We start from the raw sequence: 25,587 nt of genomic DNA on the forward strand, positions 1-25,587 counted from the left end.
CGGGCGGCTCATGCGGGGCCTTGCATGGGGGGGGCAGGGGCAGGATCGTCATCGGCGAAGCGCTGGGCGATGGCGCGGAACACGTCGCGCTGCGCCACGAACGCATCGACCACCGCGGGGTCGAACTGCCGACCCCGGCCGGCCACGATGACCTGCTCGACCTCGTCGAGCGGCATCGGCGGCTTGTAGACGCGCCGGCAGCCCAGCGCGTCATAGACGTCCGCCAGCGCCATCAGCCGCGCCGGCAGCGGGATCTGCAGGCCGGCCAGGCCGGCCGGGTAGCCGCTGCCGTCCCAGTGCTCGTGGTGGCCGCCGGCGATCTGGCGGGCGATCTCCAGGAAGCGCAGGGCCCCCGAGCTCAGCGCCTCGGTCTGGCGCCCGGCGGGTTCCGGCGTGGCGCGCGACATCGCGGTGGCGATGGCCTCGGCGCCGATCTCGGCGTGGCGCTTCATCTGCTCGAATTCCGAGGCGGTCAGCCGGCCGGGCTTGCGCAGGATGGCGTCCGGAATCCCGACCTTGCCGATGTCGTGCAGCGGCGCGGCACGGGCCACCATCAGGCAGTAGTCGTCGTCGATGTCGGCGTGCTGGGGCGACTGGCGCAGGCGCTCCAGCAGGGCCTGCACATAGGCTTCGGTGCGGTGCAGGTGGTTGCCGGTCTCGTTGTCGCGGGCCTCGGCCAGCATGGCCAGCGCGTGCAGGCTGGCCGACTTGATCTGCTCGTTCTCGCGCATGCGTCGGGCGATCTCGTGTTCCAGGCTGGCATTGCGGTCGCTGAGCTGGTCGCGGGCGCTTTTCAGCTCCAGCTGGGTGCGCACCCGCGCCAGCAGGATCGCCGGTCGCACGGGCTTGGGAATGTAGTCCACGGCGCCCAGCTCCAGCCCGGCGAGTTCGTCGCGGTCATCGTCCATGGCGGTGACGAAGATGACCGGCGTCTCACGCAGTCCGGGCAGTCGCCGCAGGCGACGCAGCACCTCGAAGCCATCCATGTCCGGCATCATCACGTCGAGCAGGATCAGGTCGGGGTGCGGCGTGCGGGCGGCCACCTGCAGCGCCCGCAGGCCTGAATTGGCCACCCGCACGTGGAAGCTGCCGCGCAGCAGTCCGCCCAGCAGGGCCAGGTTTTCCGGCGTGTCATCGACGACGAGCAGGGTGGGTCGCGACGGAGCGGGGTCGGACATGGCAGGTCGGGCGAAGGACGTGTGACTGGATGCTAGTGCAGAGTCGAGGCCCATGGCGCGCCCGGCTGGGACGGCGGGTGCGAAAAACACGCAGTCCCGACCGGGCCGACCGCAAGGGGCCATCCCTGACAGTGCAATCCCGTGGGCGGCTGCGCTGCGGCCAGGCCTAGAATCGTTGTGCACTTGCACAATGCCAGCCGGAGCCTTGCCGATGCCCTCAGCCCGTCGCGCCCCCCCAGTGTCCGAAGCGTCGGAGCCCGCCGGCCATGACGGCATCCGGGTGCTCAAGAAATACCCCAACCGCCGTCTCTACGACACGCGCGCCAGCAGCTACATCACCCTGGCCGACGTCAAGAAGATGGTGCTGGACGGGCAGGAGTTCGAGGTGCGCGACGCCAAGACCAGCGAGGACCTGACCCGCAGCATCCTGCTGCAGATCATCCTGGAGGAAGAGACCGGCGGCATGCCGATGTTCACCTCGCGCATGCTGGCCCAGATCATCCGCTTCTACGGCCACGCGATGCAGGGGATGATGGGCGCTTACCTGGAAAAGAACCTGCAGACCTTCGTCGAGCTGCAGTCACGCCTGGGCGAGCAGGCCCGCGGCCTCTACGACCCCAAGGCCTTCACCCCCGAGATGTGGGCCCAGTTCATGAGCGGCCAGGCACCGCTGATGCAGGGCCTGATGGGCAATTACCTGGAGCAATCCAAGAACCTGTTCATGCAGATGCAGGAGCAGATCGGCAAGCCGGGCACAACGCTGTTCCCGGGCTTCACGCCGCCGTCCAGCCGCAAATAGGCGCTGGCGCGGGCGGGCGAGGGCGGGTTTGCGACAATCCCGGCCCATGAGTGCACTTCCTGACGCGGCGGCTGCCGCGCCCACCATCGGCTTCGTCAGCCTGGGCTGCCCCAAGGCGCTGACCGACAGCGAACTGATCCTGACCCAGCTCTCGGCCGAGGGCTACCAGACCAGCAAGACCTACCAGGGTGCCGACCTGGTGATCGTCAACACTTGTGGCTTCATCGACGACGCGGTCAAGGAAAGCCTGGACGCGATCGGCGAGGCCCTGGCCGAGAACGGCAAGGTCATCGTCACCGGCTGCCTGGGTGCGCGCACCGGCACCGACGGCGGCAACATGGTGCGTGAGGTGCACCCCAAGGTGCTGGCGGTCACCGGGCCCCATGCCACGCAGGAGGTGATGGACGCGGTGCACCAGCATGTGCCCAAGCCGCACGACCCCTTCGTGGACCTGGTCCCGGCGGCCGGCATCAAGCTCACGCCCAAGCACTACGCCTACCTGAAGATCAGCGAGGGCTGCAACCACCGCTGCACCTTCTGCATCATCCCCAGCATGCGCGGCGACCTGGTCTCGCGGCCGGTGGGCGACGTGCTGAACGAGGCCAGGGCCTTGTTCGAAGGCGGCGTGAAGGAGCTGCTGGTGGTCAGCCAGGACACCTCGGCCTATGGCGTGGACGTGAAGTACCGCACCGGCTTCTGGAACGGCGCCCCGGTCAAGACGCGCATGCTGGACCTGGTGGCCCAGTTGGGCGAGCTGGCCCGCGCGCATGGCGCCTGGGTGCGCCTGCACTACGTCTACCCCTATCCGCACGTCGACGAGGTCATCCCGCTGATGGCCGAGGGCCTGGTGCTGCCCTACCTGGACGTGCCCTTCCAGCACGCCCACCCGGACGTTCTGCGGCGCATGAAGCGCCCGGCCAGCGGCGAGCGCAACCTGGAGCGCATCCAGCGCTGGCGCGAGCTGTGCCCCGAGATCGTGATCCGCTCCACCTTCATCGCCGGCTTCCCGGGCGAGACCGAGGACGAATTCGCCCACCTGCTGGACTTCCTGCAGGAGGCACAGATCGACCGCGCCGGCTGCTTTGCCTATTCGCCGGTCGAAGGCGCCACGGCGAACGACCTGCCCGGGGCCTTGCCCGATGCGGTGCGCGAGGAACGCCGCGCCCGCTTCATGGCGGTGGCCGAGCAGGTCTCGGTGGCTCGGCTGCAGCGCCGCGTGGGCCAGGTGATGCAGGTGCTGGTCGACCACGCGCCGGCAATGGGCCGCAAGGGCGGCGTGGGCCGCAGCTATGCCGATGCGCCGGAGATCGACGGCACGGTGCGCCTGCTGCCGCCCGCCAAGGCCTCGACCCGGCTGGCGGTGGGCGGATTCGCCCGGGCGCGCATCGTGGCTGTCGACGGCCACGACCTGGTCGGCGAGCCGATCTGAGGGGCCCGCATGAGCCAGGACATCCGCACCCGCCTGATCCACCACGACTACGTGGCGCCGGCCGAGTTCGAGTCGCCGGTGGTGCCCGTGCACAAGGCCTCGACCGTGTTCTTTCCCGACGTGGCCGCGCTGCGCAGCCGTCGCTGGGTGGACAAGAGCGGCTACACCTACGGCCTGCACGGCACGCCCACCACCTTCACGCTGGAGGCGCGCCTGGCCACGCTGGAGCACGCCCGCCATGTGCTGCTGGCGCCCAGCGGCCTGTCGGCGCTGAACGTGGTCAACCAGGCGCTGCTGTCCAGCGGCGATGCGCTGCTGCTGCCGGACAACGTCTACTTTCCCAGCCGGGACATGGCGCGCCATGAGCTGGCGCGCTGGGGCATCGCTCACCGGGTCTACGACGCCCTGGACCCGACCACGCTGGACGCCGCGCTGGGGCCGGACGTCAAGCTGGTCTGGCTGGAGGCGCCCGGCTCGGTGACGCTGGAATTCCCCGACCTGCGCGCCCTGGTGCGCCGCTGCCGCGAGCGTGCGCCGCAGGCCGTGCTGGCGCTGGACAACACCTGGGGCGCCGGCCTGGCCTTCAACCCCTTCGCGCTGGGCGAGGAGGGCCTGGGCGTTGACCTGACGATCCATGCGCTGACCAAGTACCCCTCGGGCGGTGGCGATGTGCTGATGGGCTCGATCGCCTGCCTGGATGACGCGCTGCACGAGCGCCTGGCCTGGACGCACAGCCGCCTGGGCCTGGGGGTGGGCGCCAATGATGCCGAGGCGCTGCTGCGCTCGTTGCCCAGCCTGGCGCTGCGCTACCACGCGCAGGACCAGGCGGCGCGGCGCATCGCCGAGTGGGCGCAGGGCCAGTCCGCGGTGCGCCGCGTGCTGCACCCGGCGCTGCCGGGCTCGCCCGGCCACGCGCACTGGGCTGGGCTGTGCACCGCGGCCGCCGGCCTGCTGACACTGGAGATCGATCCGCGCCACAGCGTGGAGCAGGTCAACGCCCTGGTCGACGGCCTGCAGTGCTTCCGCATCGGCTGGAGCTGGGGCGGCCCGGTCAGCCTGGCCGTGCCCTACCAGGCCCGCTTCATGCGCGAGCTGCCCACCCCCTACGAGGGCGTGCTGGTGCGCCTGTGCATCGGCCTGGAGTCGGTGGACGACCTGATCGTCGACCTGGCCGCCGGCCTGGCCCGGCTGGGCTGATCAGGCGAAGCCACCGGTCTGCGCGAAGCGGTCGGTGGCCGCCACCAGTTCAGCGGCGATGCCCGGCTCGGTCGAGCTGTGCCCGGCCTGGGTGACCATGCGCAGCTTCACGCCAGGCCAGGCATCGACGAGGGCGTGGGCATAGCGCGGCGGGCAGATCACGTCGTAGCGGCCGTGCACGATGACCCCCGGCAGGTGGGCGATGCGCGGCATGCCCTGCAGCAGCTGGTTCGGTGCCAGGAAGGCCTGGTGGGCGAAGTAGTGCGCCTCCAGGCGTCCCACGCCCAGGGCCATGGCGTCGGCACCGAAGGCGTCCGCCTGCGCGGGCTGCGGCACCAGGTGCAGGCAGCTGCCCTCATAGCGTGCCCAGGCCCGGGCCGCCGGGGCGTGCACCGCCGGGTCGGGGTGGGTCAGGCGGCGCTGGTAGGCGCCCAGCAGGTCATGGCGTTCGGACGCGTCCACATGGCCGGCAAAGGCTTCCCATTCGCGCGGGTAGAACTGGCGGATGCCGTACAGCCACCAGTCGATCTCTTCCTGGCTGCCCAGCCAGATGCCGCGCAGCACCAGGCCCAGGCAGCGCTGCGGGTGCGCCTGGGCGTAGGCCAGGGCCAGCGTCGAGCCCCAGGACCCGCCAAAGACCAGCCAGCGCTCGATGCCCAGCAGCGTGCGCAGGCGCTCGATGTCGTCGATCAGCAGCCGCGTGGTGTTGGCGTGGGTGGCGCCCAGTGGTGTGGAGCGGCCGGCGCCGCGCTGGTCGAACAGCACGACGTGGTAGCGGCGGGCATCGAAGAAGCGACGGCTGGTGGGCGAGGTGCCGGCGCCGGGCCCTCCATGCAGAAACAGCGCCGGAATGCCATCGACCGTGCCGCAGGTTTCCCAGTGCAGCTCGTGTCCGTCGCCCACCGCCAGGCGGCCCTGGCGCAGCGGTTCGACGGCTGGGTGCAGAACCTCGTCGAGCGTCATGAGGCCGACGGTCCGCTGACCTTGTGTCGCATCAGGCGCCCCTTGTGCAGAAAGGGCCGATGAATCGCTGCGCGCTTCATGCCTTCGGCCCTGATGAGACTTTGTGTCTCATCAGCCGCCCCTTTTCCCGCTCCCAGTCGCGCTTCTTCTCGGTCTCGCGCTTGTCGTGCTGCGCCTTGCCCTTGGCCAGCGCGATCTGCGCCTTCACCCGGCCGCCCTTGTAGTGCAGGTTCAGCGGCACCAGGGTGAAGCCGCGCTGCTCGACCTTGCCGATCAGGCGGCGGATATCGGCCTTGCTCATCAGCAGCTTCTTGGTGCGGTCGGCCTCGGGGTGCACATGGGTGCTGGCCGAGCGCAGCGCATTGATGCGGCAGCCGATCAGGAAGAGCTCGCCCTGCCTGATCACCACATAGCCATCGGTCAGCTGCACCTGGCCGGCGCGGATGGCCTTGACCTCCCAGCCTTCCAGCACCATGCCGGCTTCGAATTGCTCTTCGATGTGGTATTCGAATCGGGCGCGGCGGTTTTCAGCGATCAGGGCGGACATGCAGGGGTCGGGACAGGGCAGGGCGGCGCCCTAGAATCCCGGCATTGTATGAAGCATGTGAAGAAGTCTGTCCTGCTGTGGTACTCGCCGGCCGAGATGTTCGCGCTGGTGACCGATGTGGCCCGCTATCCCGAGTTCCTGCCCTGGTGCGAGCGTGGCGAGGTGCTCGAGACCCATGACGGCGGCAACACGGCGCGCATCCACCTGGCCTACGCCGGGGTGCGACATGCCTTCACCACCCGCAACGATCACACCGCCGACCGCCAGTTGCTGATGCGCCTGGTCGACGGCCCGTTCTCGCTGCTGGACGGCACCTGGGACTTCCTGCCGCTGGGCAATGGACAGCCGCCGGCCTGCAAGGTCGAGTTCGACCTGCAGTACGCCTTCGCCAGCCGGCCGCTGGAGGTGGTGCTGAGTCCGGTGTTCGACAAGGTGGCCAACACCTTCGTCGACGCCTTCGTCAAACGTGCGGAGCAGGTCTATGGCGAACGCTGAGACGATCCAGGTGCTGGTGAGCTGGAGCCCGCAGCCGCGTGAGGTGTGCAGCTGGTCCCTGAGCCTGCCGGTGGGCAGCACGCTGGACGATGCGCTGCGCGCGGCGGGTCTGCTGGAGATGGTCGACAGCGACGCCGGCGCATCACTCCAGGTGGGCATCTGGGCCAAGGCCCGTGCGCGCGACACCGTGCTGCGCGAGCACGACCGGGTGGAAGTCTGGCGAGCGCTGAAGGTCGACCCGAAGGAAGCGCGCCGGCAACGCTACCGCAAGGCCAAGGCCTGATCGGCCGCCAACCTGGCAGCGCCAAAGCCCGGTGTGGGCGGCGCCGACGCTCAGTTGCAGGCCTGCTGGATGCGCTGGCGCACCCGCTCGGCCTCGGCCGCACGGGCGGCGTCATCGAGGAATTCGCGTTCGCCCTTGTCGTTCAGCCGCGCCATGCGCATGCCGCTGTCCAGGTTCGCCTGCTGCTGGCGCGCCTGGCGGCAGTTCTCTTCGCGCCGGGCCTGATCGCGCTCCTTGGCGGCCGCGGCGCGGGCGGCATCAGCGGATTTCTGGCCGCTTTGCTGTTCGCGCTTGCGGGCTTCGAGCGCGCTGTCGCTGCGCGAGGGCGTGGAGGCCGGCGCGTCTGCCGTGCCGCCAACGACGATCTCGGCCGAGCGGCCACCCGGCCGGCTGAGGATGGCCGAGTCGGGCACGCTGGTGGGCGGCGGCGTGTCACTGACCTGCAGCGTGCCGTTGGCGTCCTTCCATTTCCAGATCGCCTGGGCGGAGCCGACCACCGGCAGCAGGGCCAGACAGGCGAGGGCGAGCAGGGCAGTGGAGCGACGCATGGCGGTGCTGGAAAAGGGGCTGTTGTGGTCGCAGTGTAAGGCGGCCGGGCGCACAGCATGCAACGGTCCGTATAATCCGCTTTTGCGTCTGGAGCCCGACCCATGCGCCTTCTTGGCAAAGCGCTCACCTTCGACGATGTGTTGTTGGTGCCTGCGTTCTCCCAGGTGTTGCCCCGCGACACCTCGCTTGCGACCCGTCTGTCGCGCAATATCCAGCTGAACCTGCCGCTCGTGTCCGCCGCGATGGACACTGTGACAGAAGCCCGCCTGGCGATCGCCATCGCCCAGGAAGGTGGCATCGGCATCGTCCACAAGAACCTCACGCCCAAGCAGCAGGCGGCCGAGGTTGCGCGCGTCAAGCGCTATGAATCGGGCCTGCTGAAGGACCCGATCACCATCGCCCCCGGCGCCCGGGTGCGGGATGTGATCGAGCTGTCGCGCCAGCACGGCATCTCGGGCTTTCCGGTGGTGGAAGAAGGCCAGGTGGTGGGCATCGTCACCGGCCGCGACCTGCGCTTCGAGACGCGCCTGGACGCCCCGGTGCGCGACATCATGACCCCGCGCGAGCGCCTGATCACGGTGCGCGAAGGCGCTGCGCTGTCCGAGGCCAAGGCACTGATGCACCAGCACAAGCTCGAGCGCGTGCTGGTGGTCAATGACGCCTTCGAGCTGCGCGGTCTGTTCACGGTGAAGGACATCACCAAGCAGACCAGCTTCCCCAACGCCGCCCGTGACGCCCACGGCAAGCTGCGCGTCGGCGCCGCGGTGGGCGTGGGCGAGGGCACCGAGGAGCGGGTCGAACTGCTGGTCAAGGCCGGCGTCGATGCGCTGATCGTCGACACCGCCCATGGCCACTCGGCCGGCGTGATCGAGCGCGTGCGTTGGGTCAAGAAGAACTTCCCGCAGGTCGATGTGATCGGCGGCAACATCGCCACCGGCGCCGCTGCGCTGGCGCTGGTCGAGGCGGGCGCCGACGGCGTCAAGGTCGGCATCGGCCCGGGCTCGATCTGCACCACCCGCATCGTCGCCGGCGTCGGCGTGCCGCAGATCACCGCGATCGACAACGTCGCCACCGCGCTGCGCGGCACCGGTGTGCCGCTGATCGCCGATGGCGGCATCCGCTACTCGGGCGACATCGCCAAGGCCATCGCCGCCGGCGCCAGCTCGGTGATGATGGGCGGCATGTTTGCCGGTACCGAGGAATCGCCGGGTGAGGTCTTCCTCTACCAGGGCCGCAGCTACAAGGGCTACCGCGGCATGGGCTCGATCGGGGCGATGAAGGCCGGCTCGGCCGACCGCTACTTCCAGGAAAACGACGAGTCCGCCAACCCGAACGCCGACAAGCTGGTGCCCGAGGGCATCGAGGGTCGGGTGCCGTACAAGGGTTCGATGATCTCGATCGTCTACCAGATGGCCGGCGGCCTGCGGGCCTCGATGGGCTACTGCGGCTGCGCAACGATCGACGAGATGCGCGAGCGCGCCGAGTTCGTCGAGATCACCGCCGCGGGCATCCGCGAGAGCCACGTGCACGACGTGCAGATCACCAAGGAAGCCCCGAACTACCGGATGGAGTGACCCCCTCCACCGCACCGCACAGCGCCCGGCACCGTCCGGGCGCCGTCTTTCAGAGCCCTCGATGACCGATTCCAGCGCCCCAGCCGACGCCAGCACCCGCCGCCGCGAGCCGGCGATGCCCTTCATCATGCTGACGGTGCTGATCGACATGGTGGCGATCGGTCTGATCATTCCAGTGCTGCCGCCGCTGGTGGGCAGCTTCACCGCCGACCAGACCCAGCATGCGTTCTGGTACGGCGTGGTGACCTTCGCCTTCGGTATCGCCAACTTCTTCGGCTCGCCGGTGCTGGGCGCGCTGTCTGACCATTACGGTCGTCGGCCGGTGCTGCTGCTGGGCTTCTCGGGCCTGGCGCTGAGCTTTTTCGTCACCGGGCTGGCCACCGCGCTGTGGATGCTGGTGGCGGTGCGTCTGGTCAGCGGTGCGCTGCAGGCCAACGCGGCGGTGGCCAATGCCTATGTGGCCGACATCTCCACGCCCGAGCAGCGCGCCAAGCGCTTCGGCCTGCTGGGTGCGATGTTCGGCATGGGCTTCGTGCTGGGTCCGGTGATGGGCGGCCTGCTGGGCTCGATCGACCTGCACCTGCCCTTCTTCGTGGCGGGCGGCCTGGCCATCGTCAATGCGCTGTACGGCATCCTGGTGCTGCCGGAATCGCTGCCGCCGCATCGGCGCACGCCGATCGACTGGCGCAAGGCCAACCCGGTGTCGTCGCTCAGGCGCCTGTCCGACCTGCAGGGCGTGGGCATGCTGGTGGCGGTGATCGGCCTGGCCAGCCTGGCGCAGTTCGTGATGCACACCACCTGGGTGCTCTACACCAGCTTCAAGTTCGGCTGGGGCCCGAAGGAGAACGGCTGGTCGCTGTTCGCGGTGGGCGTGATGTCGGTGCTGGTGCAAGGCGGCCTGATCCGGGTGGCGCTGCAGCGGATGTCGGCACAGCGCATCGCCATCCTCGGTCTGGTGTCCTCGGCAGGCTGCTACCTGCTGTGGGGCGCCGCCACCGAGGGCTGGATGATGTACGCCGTGATCGGCCTGAACGTCTTCGGCTTCATGGCAGCCACCGCCATCCAGACCCTGGTGTCCAACGCCGCCGGTGACCACGAACAGGGCCGGGTGATGGGTGCCGTGGCGTCGCTCAACAGCCTGACCGCGGTGTTCGCGCCGGTGCTGGGTGCCTCGCTGCTGGGCTTTGCCTCGCACCTGCCGCGTGGTGACTGGCGCATCGGCGCGCCGTTCTACCTGTGTTCCGCGCTGCAGGCCGTGGCCACCGTGCTGGCGTTGCGGCACTTCCGCCGCCATCCGGCGCCGCTGGCCCCGTCTTCTGAACCTGCTGCTGCGCCGGCCTCTGGCGCAGCCACCTGATCCACTCCGTCCGGACCTGCCCATGCACGACAAGATCCTGATCCTCGATTTCGGCTCGCAAGTCACCCAGCTGATCGCGCGCCGGGTGCGCGAGGCGCATGTCTATTGCGAGATCCATCCCAACGACGTCAGCGACGCCTTCATCCGCGAGTTCTCGCCCAAGGGCATCATCCTCAGCGGCAGCCACGCCAGCACCTATGAGGACCATCAGCTGCGCGCCCCGCAGGCGGTGTGGGACCTGGGCGTGCCGGTGCTGGGCATCTGCTACGGCATGCAGACCATGGCGGTGCAACTGGGGGGCGAGGTCAGCTGGTCCGACACCCGCGAGTTCGGCTACGCCGAGGTGCGCGCCCATGGCCACACCGAGCTGCTTCGGGGCATCCAGGACTTCGCCACGCCTGAGGGCCACGGCATGCTCAAGGTCTGGATGAGCCATGGCGACAAGGTCACCGCGCTGCCGCCGGGCTTCAAGCTGATGGCCAGCACGCCCAGTTGCCCGATCGCCGGCATGGCCAACGAGGACAAGCGCTACTACGCGGTGCAGTTCCACCCCGAGGTGACCCACACGCTGCAGGGCGCCGAGATGCTGGGCCGCTTCGTGCGGGGCATCTGCGGCTGCGCCGGCGACTGGATCATGGGCAACTACATCGAGGAAGCGGTGGCCCGCATCCGCGAGCAGGTGGGCGACGAGGAGGTGATCCTGGGCCTGTCCGGCGGCGTCGACAGCTCGGTGGCTGCGGCGCTGATCCACCGCGCGATCGGCGACCAGCTGACCTGCGTCTTCGTCGACCATGGCCTGCTGCGCCTGAACGAGGGCGACATGGTGATGGAGATGTTCGCCGGCCGCTTGCATGCCAAGGTGATCCGCGTGGATGCGGCCGATCTGTTCCTGGGGCAGCTCGCCGGCGTCACCGACCCCGAGAAGAAGCGCAAGATCATCGGCGGCCTGTTCGTCGACGTCTTCAAGGCCGAGGCCGCCAAGCTCAAGGCGGGTGACGGCGGCCACAAAGGCGCCACCTTCCTGGCCCAGGGCACGATCTACCCCGATGTGGTGGAGAGCGGCGGCACCAAGACCAAGAAGGCCACCACCATCAAGAGCCACCACAACGTCGGTGGCTTGCCCGAGCAGCTGGGCCTGAAGCTGCTGGAGCCGCTGCGCGAATTGTTCAAGGACGAGGTGCGCGAGCTGGGCGTGGCGCTGGGCCTGCCGCACGACATGGTCTACCGCCATCCCTTCCCCGGCCCCGGCCTGGGCGTGCGCATCCTGGGCGAGGTGAAGAAGGACTATGCCGACCTGCTGCGCCGTGCCGACGCCATCTTCATCGAGGAGCTGCGCGCCGCCATCGATCCGCACAGCGGCAAGAGCTGGTACGACCTGACCAGCCAGGCCTTCACCGTCTTCCTGCCGGTCAAGAGCGTGGGCGTGATGGGCGACGGCCGCACCTATGACTACGTGGTGGCGCTGCGCGCCGTGCAGACCAGCGACTTCATGACCGCCGACTGGGCCGAGCTGCCCTACAGCCTGCTGAAGAAGGTCTCCAGCCGCATCATCAACGAGGTGCGCGGCATCAACCGCGTGACCTACGACGTCTCCAGCAAACCCCCAGCAACGATCGAATGGGAGTGATGTGGACGAGGAAGAGTCCCTGCGGACTCTTCCTCGCCTCATCACTCCGAGCCGCTTGCAAGCGGCGAGGTGGGCCGATGCGGACGAAAGACAGTCCCTGCGGACTCTCTCTCGCCTCATCACTCCGAGCCGCATGCAGGCGGCGAGGTGGGCCGATGCGGACGAGAGAGAGTCCCTGCGGACTCTCTCTCGCCTCATCACTCCGAGCCGCATGCAGGCGGCGAGGTGGGCCGGTGCAGTGCGCCAGCCGATAATCGAACCACGATGAGCGACGCGCCCCCCGTCTTCACCCCCGCCGACGAGCACGCGATGCGCATTGCGCTCGACCAGGCGCAGAACGCCTGGCTGGTCGGTGAGGTGCCGGTGGGCGCGGTGATCCTGCGCGACGGCCAGGTCATCGCCACCGGCTACAACCGGCCGATCACCACCCACGATCCCACCGCGCACGCCGAGCTGGTGGCGCTGCGCCACGCCGCGCAGCTGCTGGAGAACTACCGACTGCCCGAGTGCGAGCTGTTCGTCACGCTGGAGCCCTGCGCGATGTGCGCGATGGCGCTGATGCACGCGCGCTTCAAGCGCGTGGTGTTCGGTGCCCCCGACCCCAAGACTGGCGCGGCCGGCGGCGTGGTGGACCTGTTCGCCCAGCGCCAGCTCAACCACCACACGGTCGTGCAGGGCGGTTTGCTGGCCGATGCCTGCGGCCAGCTGCTGCGCGATTTCTTCGCCGAACGGCGTGCCCAGCAGCGCCAACAGCGCGCGGCGGCATCGACCGAGGCCATCCCCACGGGCGACGCTGCCGAGCTGCCCGCCTTGCCACCCCACCTCACCGGTCCGACATGAGCGACTCGCTGATCCTGTACAGCCCCTCCGGCCTGCTGCCCCGCGCGGCCACGATGAGCCTGGCCGTCAAGCGGCTCAAGGCGCTGGGCTTCAACGTGTCGCGCGATGAGTCGCTGCTGGCCCGGCGTCAGCGCTTTGCGGGCGACGACGAGACGCGGCTGGCTGCGATCCACCGCGTGGCGGCCGCGGCGCCGTCGATCGCCATGCCCGGTCGTGGTGGCTACGGCATCACCCGGCTGCTGGACTGCATCGACTGGGCGCTGCTGGCCCGCAGCGTGGAGCAGGGCACCCGCTGGGTGGGCTACAGCGACCTGACCGCACTGCAGATGGGCCTGCTGGCGCACACCGGTGCGGCCAGCTGGTGCGGGCCGATGGCCGCCGATGACTTCGGCCGCGACACCTTGGACGAGATCACGCCCGACTGCTTCTGCGAGGCGATGTCGGGTGAGCTGGAGGCGGTGGGCTTTCGCACCGAGGCCGGCTTCGACGGTCTGCAGGCCAAGGGCCTGCTGTGGGGTGGCAACCTGACGGTGCTGTGCAGCCTGCTGGGCACGCCGCACTGGCCCCGGGTCAAGGGCGGCATCCTGTTCCTCGAGGACGTGGCCGAGCACCCCTACCGGGTGGAGCGCATGCTGCTGCAATTGCACCAGGCCGGCTTGCTGGCGGCGCAGAAGGCGGTGCTGCTGGGCGCCTTCTCCGATTGGCGGCCCTCACCGATGGACCATGGCTATTCGCTCAAGAGTGCCATCGCCTGCGTGCGCAGCCACTGCGACACGCCGATCCTGACCGGTGTGCCCTTCGGCCATGTGCCCACCAAGATCTGCATGCCCTTCGGTCAGCGGGCCCAGTTGCTGGTCGAAGGACGCAATGTCCTGCTTGGCTGGTGAGACTCTGACACCTGCCAGGCACCATAAGGCGTCATTTCGACGCTCCGTGGTGCATTGAGTGGTGCGTTTTGGGGTTAACCCCCTATGACGGCTGAGTAAACCCTTAGTTTCGCCTCCTGCCGGCCGCATAGAATCTGCCGCTATCGCCTGGCCCGGCCTTCGCTACAAGCAGGGGTTGTGGAAGGCGCTTTTCTTTTGTTCCGCCGTCGATGGCCTTATCCGTGGCCGCAACGGTGCCGTATGGGGGTACTCCGCATGGTCGGTGTGTTCACGGCGTTGCGCCGTGTCCGGGCGCTTTGGGCACCCGCGATGGGGCTGGCTGCGCTGCTGGGTCTGGCGGGCTGCGACAACAGCCCGTGGGTGCGTGGCGAAGCCAGCCGCAACGTCATCCACTCGGCGATGATCGAGAACACCCCGCGGCACCTGGACCCCACCGCCTCGTACTGGTCGAACGACACCCTGGTCACCTACCAGGTCTACGAGCCGCCCTACGGCTACCACTACCTGAAGCGCCCGTTCGAGCTGGTGCCCAAGTCGGCCGAGCAGGTCGTCAAGCCGCGCTATTACGACAAGAGCGGCAAGGAACTGGACGAAGACGCCCCGGGCGAGCAGGTCGCCGAGAGCGTCTACGAGGTGCCGATCCGCAAGGGCATCCTGTTCCAGCCGCACCCGGCCTTTGCCAAGGACGAGCGTGGCAACTACCGCTACCACGCGATGAAGCCGGGCGACATCGGGGAGCGGCGCTCGGTGATGGACTTCGAGCACACCGGCACCCGCGAACTGGTGGCCGAAGACTTCGTCTATGCGCTCAAGCGCCACGCCACGACCCGCATCACCACGCCCATCTTCGGCATCTTCTCGGAGTACGTGGTCGGCCTGAAGGAATACGGTGACCTGGTCAAGGCCGAGGACAAGAAGCTGCGCGCCGGCACTGACCCGGCCAGCCTCGACAAGCCCTTCCTGGACTTCCGCCGCTGGCCGCTGGCCGGCGCCACCGCGCCCGAGAAGCACCTGCTGCGCATCCGCCTGCATGGCAAGTACCCGCAGTGGAAGTACTGGATGCAGATGACCTTCACGGCTCCCATCCCCTGGGAGGCCGATGCGTTCTACGCCCAGCCGGGCATGGCCGCGCGCGGCCTGACGCTGGACATGTGGCCGGTGGGCACCGGCCCCTACATGGTCACCGAGTACGTCAAGGACCGCCGCATCACGATGCAGCGCAATCCGAACTACCGCGGCGTGCCCTACCCGTGCGAGGGCACCGACGAGGACAAGGCCAAGGGCCTGCTGGCCGACTGCGGCAAGCCCACGCCCTTCATCGACACCATCGTCGCCACCGTGGAGCGCGAGGCCACGCCCCAGAAGAACAAGTTCCGCGACGGCTACTACGACCTCGAGGTCTTCGAGCGCACCGACACCGGCAAGGCCTACCTGGTCGAGATGGACGACTCCGACGAGGTCCGTGCCGACTACACCGCCAAGGGTTTCGACTTCGGCCAGTACAGCGACGTCAACAGCTACATCATCGGCTTCAACATGATCGACCCGGTGATCGGCTATGGCGACACGCCGCAGCTGCGCGAGCGCAACCGCAAGCTGCGCCAGGCGATCTCCATCGCGATCGACTGGGAGGAGTACTCGAAGATCTTCCCGAAGAAGGCCGGCCTGACCGCGATGAGCCCGCTGCCCCAGGGCATCCCCGGCTCGCGCGAGGGCCAGCCCGAGGGCGTCAATCCGGTGACCCACAAGCTGGTCGACGGCCAGTACGTGCGCCGCACGATCGAGGACGCGAAGAAGCTGATGGTCGAGGCCGGCTACCCCGACGGCCGCGAGGCCAGCAGCGGCAAGCCACTGGTCATCAACTACGACTACTACGCGCCGGCCACGCCGGAGCGCAAGCCCGAGATCGATTGGGTGGTCAAGCAGTTCGCCAAGCTGGGCATCCAGCTGGAGGTGCGCGCCACCGACAACAACCAGTTCCAGGACAAGGTCCGCAAGGGCAAGCACCAGGTCTTCTGGCTGGGCTGGAACGCCGATTACCCGGACGCCGAGAACTTCCTGTTCCTGCTCTACGGCCCGAACTCGAAGAGCGTGTCCGACGGCGAGAACACCTCGAACTACCAGAACCCAGAGTACGACAAGCTGTTCGCCCAGCTCAAGACCATGGACGACGGCCCCGCCAAGCAGGCCCTGATCGACCGCATGGTGCGCATCCTGCAGGACGACGCGCCCTGGAGCTTCGGCTTCTACCCCTACGCGTCGGCGGCGGTGCACGGCTGGATCAAGAACTCCAAGCCGGCCATCCTGATCCGCGACCACGGCCGCTACCTGCGCCTGGATGCCCAGCAGCGTGCCGAGGCCGTGGCGCGCTGGAACCGTCCGGTCTGGTGGCCGCTGCTGGCGCTGCTGGCCGTCGTCGTGGCGGGCGTGGTGGTGGCGCGGCGCGCGCTGCGCAAGCGCGAGCGCACCAACGCCCGCGGCGAAGTCCTGGCCTGATCGACGAGAGCACACGATGATTGCGTACACCATCCGCCGCCTGCTCTACGGCGTCGTGATCCTGCTGGGCGTGAACCTGGCCACCTTCTTCCTGTTCTTCACGGTCAACACGCCGGACGACATGGCCCGCCTGAACATCGGCGGCAAGCGTGTCACCCAGGAGCTGATCGAGAAGTGGAAGGTCGAGCGCGGCTATGACAAGCCGCTGTACCTCAACGACCAGCGCGTGGGCCTGGAGCGCTTCACCGACACGATCTTCTACGACCGCTCGGTCTCGCTGTTCCAGCTGAAGTTCGGGCGTGCCGACGGCGAAAGCGCCGGTGACATCGGCCACGAGGTGGCCAGCCGCATGTGGGTCAGCATCCAGCTGGCGCTGCCGATCTTCATCCTGCAGGTCATTGCCAGCACGGCTTTCGCGCTGCTGCTGGTGATGTTCCGCCATACCCGGCTGGACCTGTGGGGCGTGGTGCTGTGCGTGCTGATGCTGTCGATCTCCAGCCTCTTCTACATCATCGTCGGCCAGTACCTGTTCTCGCGGGTGCTGAAGCTGGTGCCGATCTCGGGCTATGCGGCGGGGCTGGATGCGGTGCGCTTCCTGATCCTGCCGGTGCTGCTGTCGGCGCTGGCCCGACTGGGTGCCGAGGCGCGCCTGTACCGGGCGATGTTTCTGGAGGAGATCGGCAAGGACTACGTGCGCACCGCGCGCGCCAAGGGCCTGTCCGAAACGGTGGTGATGTTCCGCCATGTGCTGCGCAACGCGCTGATCCCGATCATCACCAGCGCCGGCGGCTACCTGCCGTATGTGTTCATGGGCAGCCTGGTGTTCGAGAGCTTCTTCGGCATCCCGGGCCTGGGCGCCTACGTGATCGAGGCGATCAGCAAGCAGGACTTCGCGATCGTGCGCACCATGGTGTTCGTGGGCTCGCTGCTCTACATCGCCACCTACATCCTGATCGACCTGGCCTACACCTGGGTCGATCCGCGCGTCCGCCTGGGCTGACGCCACCGCTGCAAGGAACACGGTGATGCCGAAATTCGTTCTTCTCTGGACCGACGTGGCGATCTGGCTGCTGATCGCCGCCGCGGTGGGCTACGGCCTGATGGTGCGCCGCCGCGCCAACCTGCGCGCCAACTGGGCCAAAGTCTTCCAGAACGGCCCGGCGCTGGCCTCCAGCGTCGTGCTCGTGCTGTGCCTGCTGCTGACCCTGGCCGACAGCCTGCACTTCCGTCCGCAATTGCCGCCAACGCCAGGTGCGCCGGCCGGCACGGTGGCCTACGACACCCGCGTGAAGTCGGTGCTGGATGCGCTGATGGCCTCGGCGGCCGAAGCCCGCGAGGCCACCTACTCGGTGCCGCTGGCCTATGTGCGCTTCACCAAGGAGTCGGAAACCATCGATGGCAAGGTGCAGCGCGTCGCGCCGCGGCTGACCTATGGCGGTGCCCACCTGAGCAACCCGGCGGCTGAATGGGCGGGTGATGTCACGGCGCGGGTGCTCAAGGGGCTGGTCGCCGGGGCCCTGGGCGCCGCGATGCTGTGCCTGCTGGGCCTGCTGCTGATCGGCCGGGCCCGCGGCACGCCGCTGGCGCAGACCTGGCAGGACGTGCGCCAGCAGCGCTTGCCAGTGCCCTGGCATGTCGCCGGTCTGACCGTGCTGATCCTGGGCCTGCTGCTCGGCCCGGTGGTCACGCTCAACGGGGCCTACCACGTGTTCGGCACCGACATCACCGGCAACGACGTGCTCTACCAGTCGGTCAAGAGCATCCGCACCGCCTTCGTCATCGGCACGCTGGCCACGCTGGCCACGCTGCCGCTGGCGGTGACGCTGGGCATCATGGCCGGCTACTTCAAGGGCTGGGTGGACGAACTGATCCAGTACCTCTACACCGTGCTGTCCTCGATCCCCAACATCCTGCTGATCGCCGCCTGCGTGCTGATGGTGCAGGTGTTCCTGGACAAGCACCCCGAACTGTTCGAGACCGGCGTCGAGCGCGCCGACCTGAAGCTCTTCCTGCTGTGCGTGGTGCTGGGCGTGACCGGCTGGGCCGGCCTGTGCCGCCTGCTGCGTGGCGAGACCCTGAAGCTGCGTGAGCTGGAGTACGTGCAGGCCGCCAGCGCCTTCGGCGTGGGCCACTGGCGCATCATGGCGCGCCACATCTTCCCGAACGTGGCGCACCTGATGCTGATCGTCACGGTGCTCGAATTCTCCGCGCTGATCCTGTATGAGGCCGTGCTGTCGTATGTGGGCGTCGGCGTCGACCCGTCGATGAACAGCTTCGGCGGCATGATCAATTTCGCCCGCAACGAGATGAGCCGCGACCCGGTGGTCTGGTGGCCCTTCGCCGCCGCCTTCGTGTTCATGGTGTCGCTGGTGTTGGCCGCCAACCTGTTCGCCGACGGCGTGCGCGACGCCTTCGACCCGCGCGCCCGGGCCTTCCGCCCGCGCGTGGCCGCCGTTCCCAAGAAAGCCTGACGCGAGCGCCCCATGCTGGACATCAAGAACCTGAAAGTCGAGCTCGATGGCGAGGTGGGCATCGTGCGCGCCATCGACGACATGCGCCTGACCCTGCAGCGCGGTGAGACCTTCGCGCTGGTGGGCGAATCGGGCTGTGGCAAGAGCATGACCGCGCTGGCGCTGATGCGCCTGCTGCCCGAGAACGGCCGCGTGGTCGGCGGCGACATCCTGATCGACGGCGACGACGTGCTGGCCCTGCCCGAGTCGGACATGCGCAGCGTGCGCGGCGGCCGCATCGGCATGATCTTCCAGGAGCCGTCGACCAGCCTGAACCCGGTGATGCGGGTGGGCGACCAGCTGGTCGAAGCCATCGAGACGCACACCAGCCTGCGCGGTGTCGCCGCCCGTGAAAAGGCGATCGACTGGCTGCGCCGGGTCGGCATCCCCGAGCCTGAGCGGCGAATCGACGACTACCCGTTCCGCATGAGCGGCGGCCAGAAGCAGCGCGTGATGATCGCGATGACGCTGGCGGCCGAGCCCGACTACATCGTCGCCGACGAGCCCACCACCGCGCTGGACGTGACCATCCAGGCCCAGGTGCTGGACCTGCTGAAGGACCTGCAGCGCGAACATGGTCTGGGGCTGCTGCTGATCACCCACGATCTGGCGGTGGTGTCGGGCATGGCCCATCGCGTGGCCCTGATGTATGCCGGCCAGATCATCGAGCTGGCGCCCGCCGACGAGTTCTTCCGCGCGCCGCGGCATCCCTATGCCCAGGCGCTGCTGCGCGCGCTGCCCGATGCCTCGCGTCGCGGCACGCAGCTGTCCGCCATTGCTGGCACCGTGCCGCCGCTGACGATGAGCTTCAGCGGTTGCCGCTTCGCACCCCGCTGCGACCGTGCACTGCCGCAGTGCACCAGCACCGTGCCGGCGCTGCTGTCCCAGGGTGGGGCGCGCGAGGTGCGTTGCCTGCTGTACGAGCCTGGCATGGCGGGTCAGGGCAGCGTGGCCGCGCCGCAGCCTGCGCCGGCACCCTCGCCGCGGTCCACCGCGTCGGCCCAGGACCAGCCGCTGCTGGACGTCCAGGGCCTGCGCGTGCGCTTCCCGATCCGCAAGGGCCTGCTGCAGCGCACGCACGGCTGGTTTGATGCGGTCGATGGTGTCAGCTACCAGGTGCGCGCTGGCCAGACGCTGGCCCTGGTGGGGGAATCCGGCTGCGGCAAGACCACCAGCGGCAAGGCCATCGTGCAGTTGCTGCGCGGCCAGGCGACGATCGAGGGGCAGGCGCTGCTGGGCGGCAAGAACCTGTTCGCGCTGGAGGGCGACGCCCTGCGCGCCGCGCGGCGCGACATCCAGATCATCTTCCAGGACCCGTTCGCCTCGCTGAACCCGCGCATGCGGGTCTTCGACATCCTCGAGGAAGGGCTGCTGTCGCTGCAGCCCGACCTGGATGCAGCAGCGCGCCGGGCCCGGCTGGAGGCCCTGGCCGACCAGGTCGGCCTGCGGCGCGAGGCGCTGGAGCGCTACCCGCACGAGTTCTCGGGCGGCCAGCGCCAGCGCATCGCCATCGCGCGCGCGCTGGCGGTGCGGCCCAAGCTGATCGTCTGCGACGAGCCCACCTCGGCGCTGGACGTGTCGGTACAGGCCCAGATCCTGAACCTGCTGAAGGACCTGCAGGCCGAGCTGGGCATCGCCTACCTGTTCATCACCCACAACATCGGCGTCGTCGAGTACATCGCGGACCGGGTGGCGGTGATGCGCGGCGGGCGCATCGTGGAGCAGGGCGATTGCGCCGACGTGCTGGAGCGTCCCCAGGACGCCTACACGCGCCGGCTGATCGACGCCGTGCCGCGCCTGAACACCCCGGCCTGACCCCGCGAGCGGCCGCGTCCGCCGGCCTGTCTTGATGCGTGTCGCCCCACCGGGCGACGCGCGTTTGGCGCTCGTCCGTGACCCCCATGAACGTTGAAGTTTTTTTGCAACACAGCGGACCGGAATGAGATGCAAAAAGGGTTAACCGCATGACTGGACAAGAGGGCACTCGCCACAATCCGTTCACGGTCCGTTGAAGCAAGGACACGAAACTTCACAAGACGGCATGGCCCTTGCTTCATGACTGGGTCTATCGATCAATTCTTTTCAGATCAAAGGAGTGGCATCCATGTTCAATCGCACGAAACTATGCTCCAGCCTGCTGGTGGCGTTCGGCGGCGGCGTCACGGCGTTCAGCCCGATGGCGCAGGCGCAGACCGCCCCCACCGACACCCCGACCGCCGAGCGCGTGGAGGTGACCGGTTCGCGTGTCCGCCGTATCGACGCCGAAGCCGCGGCGCCGGTGCAGGTGGTCAACCGTGAGCAGATCCAGCAGTCGGGCGTGGTCTCGATCGGTGCGCTGCTCCAGCAACTGCCGTCGATCGCCGGTGCGGCGACCAACCCGCAGGTCAACAACGGCGGTGGTGATGGCGCGTCCACCATCTCGCTGCGCGGCCTGGGCTCCGAGCGCACCCTGGTGCTGCTGGACGGCCGCCGCCTGGGCGCCGGCTTCGACGTCAACTCCATCCCGCTGAACCTGATCGAGCGCGTTGACATCCTGAAGCAGGGTGCCGGTGCCACCTATGGTTCGGATGCCATCGGTGGTGTGGTCAACATCATCACCCAGAAGAACTTCACCGGCTTCAATGCCGCCGCCCAGTACGGCGTGTCGGGCAAGGGCGACGCCGAGACCAAGAACCTCGAGCTGACCTTCGGTACCTCCACCGACAAGGGCCACGTGATGGCCGGCCTGAACTTCAACAAGCAGGGCCTGGTCCGCTCCGGCGACCGCAAGTTCTCGGCGCATGCCCTGTACTGGTACACGTATGACGGCGTGGTCAACACCCTGAAGCTGGGTTCGAGCTCCACCCCGCAAGGCCGCATCTCGCTGCCGGCCAGCACCGTGCTGCCCAACGGCAAGACCGCTGCCGAGCAGTTCGGCTGCGCCGGCTCGACCATCCGCCTGACCCGCAAGACCGGCGCCGCCGGCACCTCGCTGGACGACTTCCGCTGCTACTCCAGCGCCACCGACTCCTACGACTACCAGCCGCAGAACCTGGCCCTGACCCCGCAGGAGCGTGCCAGCCTGTTCGTCGACGCCTCCTACCAGGCGTCTGACGCGGTCGAGCTGTTCGCCACCGTGCTGCACAACCGCACCACGTCCGGCTTCCAGATCGCCCCGCTGCCCATGGTGGCGGCCAACGACGGCTGGGCCACCAGCGCCAACAACCCGTTCGGCATCCGTTTCGGCTCCACCTCGGCTGGCGGTGCCGCTGGCACGAACATGCAGGTGCGCCCGGTCGACCTGGGCAAGCGCCAGTCGAACAACGCCACCACCCTGAGCCAGATGACCCTGGGTGCGCGCGGTGCCGTCGCCGACAGCTCCTGGACCTGGGACCTGGCCTACACCTACCAGGGCTACCGCCAGAACACCGGCGTCAGCGGCTACATCAACGGCGGCCTGCTGCAGAACGCGCTGACCAACGACGCGTTCAACATCTTCAACGTCACGGCCGACAACGCCACGGGCCAGGCCTCGCTGGTCGGCCTGACGCCGTTCTCGGTGGGCTACACCAACTTCACCTCCACCAACGAACGCACGTTGGACCTGGTGATGACCGGTGACGTCTACAAGTGGACCCCGGGCACGATCCAGGCCGCCGTGGGCGCTACCTACAGCAAGTCGGACCTGAGCGTGAAGGTCGATGAACTGACGCGCTATGTGCCGCCGACCTACAACTCCTGCCTGCTGGCGGCCGAGACCTGCGGTGGCGACACCTCTGGCACGCAGAACGTCAAGGAAGTGTTCGGTGAGCTGTTCATTCCGCTGCTGAAGGACATGCCGGGCGCCAAGGCCCTGAACCTGACGCTGGGCAGCCGCCTGTCGAGCTACGACAGCTTCGGCAGCACGACCAACAGCTCCGCCAAGCTGGAGTACCGTCCGGTCGCCGACCTGATGGTGCGTGGTACGGCGTCGCAGGTCTTCCGCGCCCCGACCATCAATGACCGCTTCGGCGCCACGCAGGGCACCTTCCCCACCTTCATCGATCCCTGCCAGACGGCCACCGGCAACGAGCCCGGCTACAGCCGCGCTTGCCAGTACATCCCGCCGAACAGCGGCTACGATCAGGACAACTCGCAGATCCTGGGCTTCCTGGGTGGCAACAAGAACCTCAAGCCTGAACAGGGCAAGGTGTTCACCCTGGGCTTCGTCTATGACTCGAGCCTGATCAAGGGCTTCTCTGTCACGGCCGACTACTGGAACTACCGCCTCGACGACGCGATCACCTCCGGCGACCCGACCACGATCGCCAAGGCCTGCCTGAACACGCCGTCCGACGCCTTCTGCAACCGCATCAAGCGTGACCCGGGCACTGGCCAGATCGACAACATGGATCTGTCCAACCTGAACGCCGGCTACATCAAGACCAACGGTATTGATGTGTCGCTGCGCTACATGCTGCCGCCCACCGCCTACGGCCGCTTCCGCGTGGGTCTGGACACCAGCTACACCAAGAGCTTCAAGTACGACCTGGGTGACGGTGTCGAACAGGAAGCCGCTGGCACGCTGGATCCGAGCTACGGCAACTTCGCCAAGTGGCGCATTTCCGGCAACGTGCAGTGGGGCATGGGCCCGTTCGGCGTGCTGTGGACCTCGCGCTACATCAGCAGCACCAACATCAGCAACAGCAAGGACGCCAACTTCTGCTCGACGGCGACCTGCCCGACCGTTCTGGTTCGCCAGGGTGGCGTGACCTACCACGACGTGGCCGTCTCCTACAGCATGGAGAAGACCAAGACCAAGGTCATCGTCGGTGTGAACAACGTGGGCGACAAGCAGCCGCCGCTGGCCTACCAGTTCCAGCTGAACGGCAACGTCGACGTGCAGACCTACGACACGATCGGCCGCCGCTGGTTCGTGCGCCTGGAGCAGGCGTTCTGAGTGAGATGAACTGGTCCTTGTGACCAGTCGATCCATGAGCCGCGCGGCTGTGCCGCGCGGCTCATTTCATTTCTGGACTTTCATTGACATCGCGGGCTCCCTGAACGATGCAAGAGAACATGGCGATTCAGCGCGCCTACGCCGCCTACGAGGCGGGTGACCTGCACGCGGCCTCCCAGTGGGCCGACATGGCCCTGATCGGCGCGCCCAAGGATCCGCAGGTGCTGCTGGTCTACGGCATCATCAAGCAGGCCAAGGCCGACTTTGGCGCCGCCGCCACGGCCTTCCGGACCCTGACCCGCCTGCAGCCCACCGAGCCCACGCACTGGATGAACCTGGCGACCGCCCTGCGGGCCTCGGGCCAGTTGAATGACGCGGCCGAGGGCTACCAGGCGGCCGCACGCATTGCGGGCTGGAACCCCGTGCTGCGCTACAACATGGCGCTGCTCGAGATCGAGCGCGGCCAGTTGCCCGAAGCCCGACAGCAGCTGGCGCTGGCCATGGTGCAGCGCCCGGTGGAGGCCGAGATTGGCTGCCTTTACGCCCAGACCCTGATGCAAAGCGGCGAGCCCGCGGCGTTGCGCAGCGCGCTGCAGGACTGGCAGAGCTGGCAGGGCTGGACGCCTGAACTGCTGGCCGAGGTGGCGATGATGCTGCTCACCGCTGGCGACCAGGCCTCGGCCCTGGGCATCGTCGAGCAGTTGTCACTGTCCCGCCAGAATGGCCACGCGGTGGAGATGACCCTGGTGTCGCTGCTGGAGCGCACCAACCGCCTGGACGAGGCCAACCAGCGCTTTGCGCGGCTGCAGGCGGTGCGCGTGTCGATTCCGCCGGAACTGCAGGAGCGGTGGCTGGGCCTGTGTGCACAGATGGCCACGCGCAATGGCCAGACGGAGGAGGCCGTGGGCCTGTACCAGCAGCTGCTGGCGAAGGACGTTCCCGAGCCCGCACGCCACGAGCTGCTGTTCCCGCTGGCCAAGGCCCTGGACACGCTGGGGCGCAGCGCCGAGGCGTTCGAGGCAGCCACGGCGGCGCACCGCTCTCAGATGGCTTTCTTCGGCATGGCGGCGCCGGGATCGCAGGGGCAGGAGATCGCCTTCGGCGACCCCGGCCGCACCGGCTGTGACCCGCAGGATGTGGCGCGCTGGCACGACCCGGCGGCCCCGTCCGCGGCCCAGAGCCCGGTGTTCATCGTGGCCTTCCCGCGCTCCGGCACCACCTTGCTCGAACAGATGATGGACGCCCATCCCGGGCTTCAGACCATGGACGAGCAGCGCTTCCTGCTCGACGCGCAGGAATGCCTGCAGGAACAGGGCCTGGACTATCCACGCGCGCTGGCGCAGGCCAGCGCCGAGCAGCTGCAGGCCGCCCGCCAGCGCTACTGGAGCCAGGTGGCCACCAAGGTGGACCTGGCACCCGGTCAGCGCCTGCTGGACAAGAACCCCTTGAACATGCTGCGGCTGCCGGTGATCCGCCGTCTGTGGCCCGAAGCCCCGATCATCATGGCGGTGCGTCATCCGCTGGACGTCATCACCAGCAACTACTTCCAGCACTACCGGGCCCCCGATTTCGCACGGCTGTGCCAGGACCTGCCGACCCTGGGCGCCGGCTATGCCGCGATGTTTGCGCAGTGGTACGCCGCCGTTGAACTGCTGCAACCGCGGGTGATGGAGGTGCGCTACGAGTCGCTGGTGGCCGACCTGGAAGGCTATGCCCGGCAGATCGCCCAGTTCTGTGATCTGGCATGGGACCCGGCCATGCTCGAGCCCGCGCAGAATGCGCGGCGCCGGGGCTATATTGGCACCCCCAGCTACCATCAGGTGGTCAAGCCGGTGACCGCCAAGGCAGTGGGCCGCTGGCGCGCCTATGAGCCGCAGCTGCGCGTTCTGGTGCCCGGCCTGTCCAGTCTGATGTCGCGCTGGGGTTACGAGGCCTGAG

Annotated in this window: 20 protein-coding genes; 16 read left to right on the top strand and 4 right to left on the bottom strand. The window is 68.3% G+C overall.

What is annotated here, in order from left to right:
- Positions 1 to 8: 8 nt before the first annotated feature.
- The gene (locus KAK03_RS10620; RefSeq protein WP_210853926.1) at positions 9 to 1,178 is read right to left on the bottom strand and encodes an HD-GYP domain-containing protein; all 1,170 of its coding nucleotides are present in this window, start codon (positions 1,176 to 1,178) and stop codon (positions 9 to 11) included.
- Between the two features lie 211 nt (positions 1,179 to 1,389).
- Between KAK03_RS10620 and phaR the strand changes: the two genes are divergently transcribed.
- Genes phaR through KAK03_RS10635 form a run of 3 tightly spaced genes read left to right on the top strand, consistent with a single transcriptional unit; the run spans position 1,390 to position 4,603 of the window.
- Complete coding sequence (phaR, locus tag KAK03_RS10625; protein ID WP_210853927.1) at positions 1,390 to 1,977, top strand: polyhydroxyalkanoate synthesis repressor PhaR; 588 nt, start codon at positions 1,390 to 1,392, stop codon at positions 1,975 to 1,977.
- 46 nt (positions 1,978 to 2,023) lie between these two features.
- Positions 2,024 to 3,406, top strand: a complete 1,383-nt coding sequence (gene rimO / locus KAK03_RS10630; RefSeq protein ID WP_210853928.1) for a 30S ribosomal protein S12 methylthiotransferase RimO — start codon at positions 2,024 to 2,026, stop codon at positions 3,404 to 3,406.
- Positions 3,407 to 3,415: 9 nt separating this feature from the next.
- The gene (locus KAK03_RS10635) at positions 3,416 to 4,603 is read left to right on the top strand and encodes a PLP-dependent transferase (protein ID WP_210853929.1); all 1,188 of its coding nucleotides are present in this window, start codon (positions 3,416 to 3,418) and stop codon (positions 4,601 to 4,603) included.
- Here the strand turns inward: KAK03_RS10635 and pip are convergent, their stop codons facing one another.
- Complete coding sequence (gene pip, locus KAK03_RS10640) at positions 4,604 to 5,566, bottom strand: prolyl aminopeptidase (protein ID WP_210853930.1); 963 nt, start codon at positions 5,564 to 5,566, stop codon at positions 4,604 to 4,606. It lies immediately after the preceding gene.
- A gap of 76 nt (positions 5,567 to 5,642) precedes the next feature.
- The gene (gene smpB / locus KAK03_RS10645; protein WP_210853931.1) at positions 5,643 to 6,113 is read right to left on the bottom strand and encodes an SsrA-binding protein SmpB; all 471 of its coding nucleotides are present in this window, start codon (positions 6,111 to 6,113) and stop codon (positions 5,643 to 5,645) included.
- Between the two features lie 48 nt (positions 6,114 to 6,161).
- Between smpB and KAK03_RS10650 the strand changes: the two genes are divergently transcribed.
- On the top strand, positions 6,162 to 6,608 hold the full coding sequence (locus KAK03_RS10650; RefSeq protein WP_210853932.1) for a type II toxin-antitoxin system RatA family toxin: 447 nt from the start codon (positions 6,162 to 6,164) through the stop codon (positions 6,606 to 6,608).
- Positions 6,595 to 6,891 (top strand): RnfH family protein, encoded by a 297-nt coding sequence (locus KAK03_RS10655; protein WP_210853933.1) that lies wholly within the window; start codon positions 6,595 to 6,597, stop codon positions 6,889 to 6,891. Before KAK03_RS10650 ends, KAK03_RS10655 begins: the two co-directional genes overlap by 14 nt.
- A 50-nt stretch (positions 6,892 to 6,941) precedes the next feature.
- On the opposite strand, the gene KAK03_RS10660 is transcribed toward KAK03_RS10655, so the two are convergent.
- Positions 6,942 to 7,439 carry a DUF4124 domain-containing protein gene (locus KAK03_RS10660; protein WP_210853934.1) on the bottom strand — a complete coding sequence of 166 codons (498 nt, stop codon included), beginning with the start codon at positions 7,437 to 7,439 and terminating at the stop codon, positions 6,942 to 6,944.
- Positions 7,440 to 7,541: 102 nt separating this feature from the next.
- Between KAK03_RS10660 and guaB the strand changes: the two genes are divergently transcribed.
- The 11 genes from guaB to KAK03_RS10715 all read left to right on the top strand — a co-directional run bounded on the left by guaB (position 7,542) and on the right by KAK03_RS10715 (position 25,586).
- Positions 7,542 to 9,014, top strand: coding sequence for an IMP dehydrogenase (gene guaB, locus KAK03_RS10665; RefSeq protein WP_210853935.1), 1,473 nt, complete (start codon positions 7,542 to 7,544; stop codon positions 9,012 to 9,014).
- Positions 9,015 to 9,075: 61 nt separating this feature from the next.
- Positions 9,076 to 10,371 (top strand): MFS transporter, encoded by a 1,296-nt coding sequence (locus KAK03_RS10670; protein WP_210853936.1) that lies wholly within the window; start codon positions 9,076 to 9,078, stop codon positions 10,369 to 10,371.
- A 22-nt stretch (positions 10,372 to 10,393) separates the two neighbouring features.
- Complete coding sequence (gene guaA / locus KAK03_RS10675) at positions 10,394 to 11,998, top strand: glutamine-hydrolyzing GMP synthase (protein WP_210853937.1); 1,605 nt, start codon at positions 10,394 to 10,396, stop codon at positions 11,996 to 11,998.
- 264 nt (positions 11,999 to 12,262) lie between these two features.
- On the top strand, positions 12,263 to 12,838 hold the full coding sequence (tadA, locus tag KAK03_RS10680) for a tRNA adenosine(34) deaminase TadA (protein WP_210853938.1): 576 nt from the start codon (positions 12,263 to 12,265) through the stop codon (positions 12,836 to 12,838).
- Positions 12,835 to 13,725, top strand: coding sequence for an LD-carboxypeptidase (locus tag KAK03_RS10685; RefSeq protein WP_210853939.1), 891 nt, complete (start codon positions 12,835 to 12,837; stop codon positions 13,723 to 13,725). Before tadA ends, KAK03_RS10685 begins: the two co-directional genes overlap by 4 nt.
- Before the next feature lie 309 nt (positions 13,726 to 14,034).
- Complete coding sequence (locus KAK03_RS10690) at positions 14,035 to 16,221, top strand: ABC transporter substrate-binding protein (RefSeq protein ID WP_375140977.1); 2,187 nt, start codon at positions 14,035 to 14,037, stop codon at positions 16,219 to 16,221.
- A 16-nt stretch (positions 16,222 to 16,237) separates the two neighbouring features.
- Positions 16,238 to 17,221 (top strand): ABC transporter permease, encoded by a 984-nt coding sequence (locus tag KAK03_RS10695; RefSeq protein ID WP_210853941.1) that lies wholly within the window; start codon positions 16,238 to 16,240, stop codon positions 17,219 to 17,221.
- A 25-nt stretch (positions 17,222 to 17,246) separates the two neighbouring features.
- Complete coding sequence (locus KAK03_RS10700; RefSeq protein ID WP_210853942.1) at positions 17,247 to 18,692, top strand: ABC transporter permease; 1,446 nt, start codon at positions 17,247 to 17,249, stop codon at positions 18,690 to 18,692.
- A gap of 12 nt (positions 18,693 to 18,704) precedes the next feature.
- Entirely contained in the window at positions 18,705 to 20,546 is a 1,842-nt protein-coding gene (locus tag KAK03_RS10705; protein ID WP_210853943.1) for an ABC transporter ATP-binding protein, read from the top strand.
- A gap of 289 nt (positions 20,547 to 20,835) precedes the next feature.
- A complete protein-coding gene (locus KAK03_RS10710; protein WP_210853944.1) occupies positions 20,836 to 23,649 on the top strand; it encodes a TonB-dependent receptor domain-containing protein in 2,814 nt (937 codons plus the stop codon).
- 119 nt (positions 23,650 to 23,768) lie between these two features.
- A complete protein-coding gene (locus tag KAK03_RS10715) occupies positions 23,769 to 25,586 on the top strand; it encodes a tetratricopeptide repeat-containing sulfotransferase family protein (RefSeq protein WP_210853945.1) in 1,818 nt (605 codons plus the stop codon).
- The last annotated feature ends 1 nt before the right edge of the window (position 25,587 follow it).

Source organism: Ideonella alba, assembly GCF_018069845.1.
Taxonomy (GTDB): Bacteria; Pseudomonadota; Gammaproteobacteria; order Burkholderiales; family Burkholderiaceae_C; genus Ideonella; species Ideonella alba.

Excerpts from the sequence above, each read along its gene's own strand:
- KAK03_RS10620 (WP_210853926.1), bottom strand. The coding sequence starts at position 1,178 with ATGTCCGACCCCGCTCCGTCGCGACCCACCCTGCTCGTCGTCGATGAC.
- phaR (WP_210853927.1), top strand. The coding sequence starts at position 1,390 with ATGCCCTCAGCCCGTCGCGCCCCCCCAGTGTCCGAAGCGTCGGAGCCC.
- rimO (WP_210853928.1), top strand. The coding sequence starts at position 2,024 with ATGAGTGCACTTCCTGACGCGGCGGCTGCCGCGCCCACCATCGGCTTC.
- KAK03_RS10635 (WP_210853929.1), top strand. The coding sequence starts at position 3,416 with ATGAGCCAGGACATCCGCACCCGCCTGATCCACCACGACTACGTGGCG.
- pip (WP_210853930.1), bottom strand. The coding sequence starts at position 5,566 with ATGACGCTCGACGAGGTTCTGCACCCAGCCGTCGAACCGCTGCGCCAG.
- smpB (WP_210853931.1), bottom strand. The coding sequence starts at position 6,113 with ATGTCCGCCCTGATCGCTGAAAACCGCCGCGCCCGATTCGAATACCAC.
- KAK03_RS10650 (WP_210853932.1), top strand. The coding sequence starts at position 6,162 with ATGAAGCATGTGAAGAAGTCTGTCCTGCTGTGGTACTCGCCGGCCGAG.
- KAK03_RS10655 (WP_210853933.1), top strand. The coding sequence starts at position 6,595 with ATGGCGAACGCTGAGACGATCCAGGTGCTGGTGAGCTGGAGCCCGCAG.
- KAK03_RS10660 (WP_210853934.1), bottom strand. The coding sequence starts at position 7,439 with ATGCGTCGCTCCACTGCCCTGCTCGCCCTCGCCTGTCTGGCCCTGCTG.
- guaB (WP_210853935.1), top strand. The coding sequence starts at position 7,542 with ATGCGCCTTCTTGGCAAAGCGCTCACCTTCGACGATGTGTTGTTGGTG.
- KAK03_RS10670 (WP_210853936.1), top strand. The coding sequence starts at position 9,076 with ATGACCGATTCCAGCGCCCCAGCCGACGCCAGCACCCGCCGCCGCGAG.
- guaA (WP_210853937.1), top strand. The coding sequence starts at position 10,394 with ATGCACGACAAGATCCTGATCCTCGATTTCGGCTCGCAAGTCACCCAG.
- tadA (WP_210853938.1), top strand. The coding sequence starts at position 12,263 with ATGAGCGACGCGCCCCCCGTCTTCACCCCCGCCGACGAGCACGCGATG.
- KAK03_RS10685 (WP_210853939.1), top strand. The coding sequence starts at position 12,835 with ATGAGCGACTCGCTGATCCTGTACAGCCCCTCCGGCCTGCTGCCCCGC.
- KAK03_RS10690 (WP_375140977.1), top strand. The coding sequence starts at position 14,035 with ATGGGGCTGGCTGCGCTGCTGGGTCTGGCGGGCTGCGACAACAGCCCG.
- KAK03_RS10695 (WP_210853941.1), top strand. The coding sequence starts at position 16,238 with ATGATTGCGTACACCATCCGCCGCCTGCTCTACGGCGTCGTGATCCTG.
- KAK03_RS10700 (WP_210853942.1), top strand. The coding sequence starts at position 17,247 with ATGCCGAAATTCGTTCTTCTCTGGACCGACGTGGCGATCTGGCTGCTG.
- KAK03_RS10705 (WP_210853943.1), top strand. The coding sequence starts at position 18,705 with ATGCTGGACATCAAGAACCTGAAAGTCGAGCTCGATGGCGAGGTGGGC.
- KAK03_RS10710 (WP_210853944.1), top strand. The coding sequence starts at position 20,836 with ATGTTCAATCGCACGAAACTATGCTCCAGCCTGCTGGTGGCGTTCGGC.
- KAK03_RS10715 (WP_210853945.1), top strand. The coding sequence starts at position 23,769 with ATGGCGATTCAGCGCGCCTACGCCGCCTACGAGGCGGGTGACCTGCAC.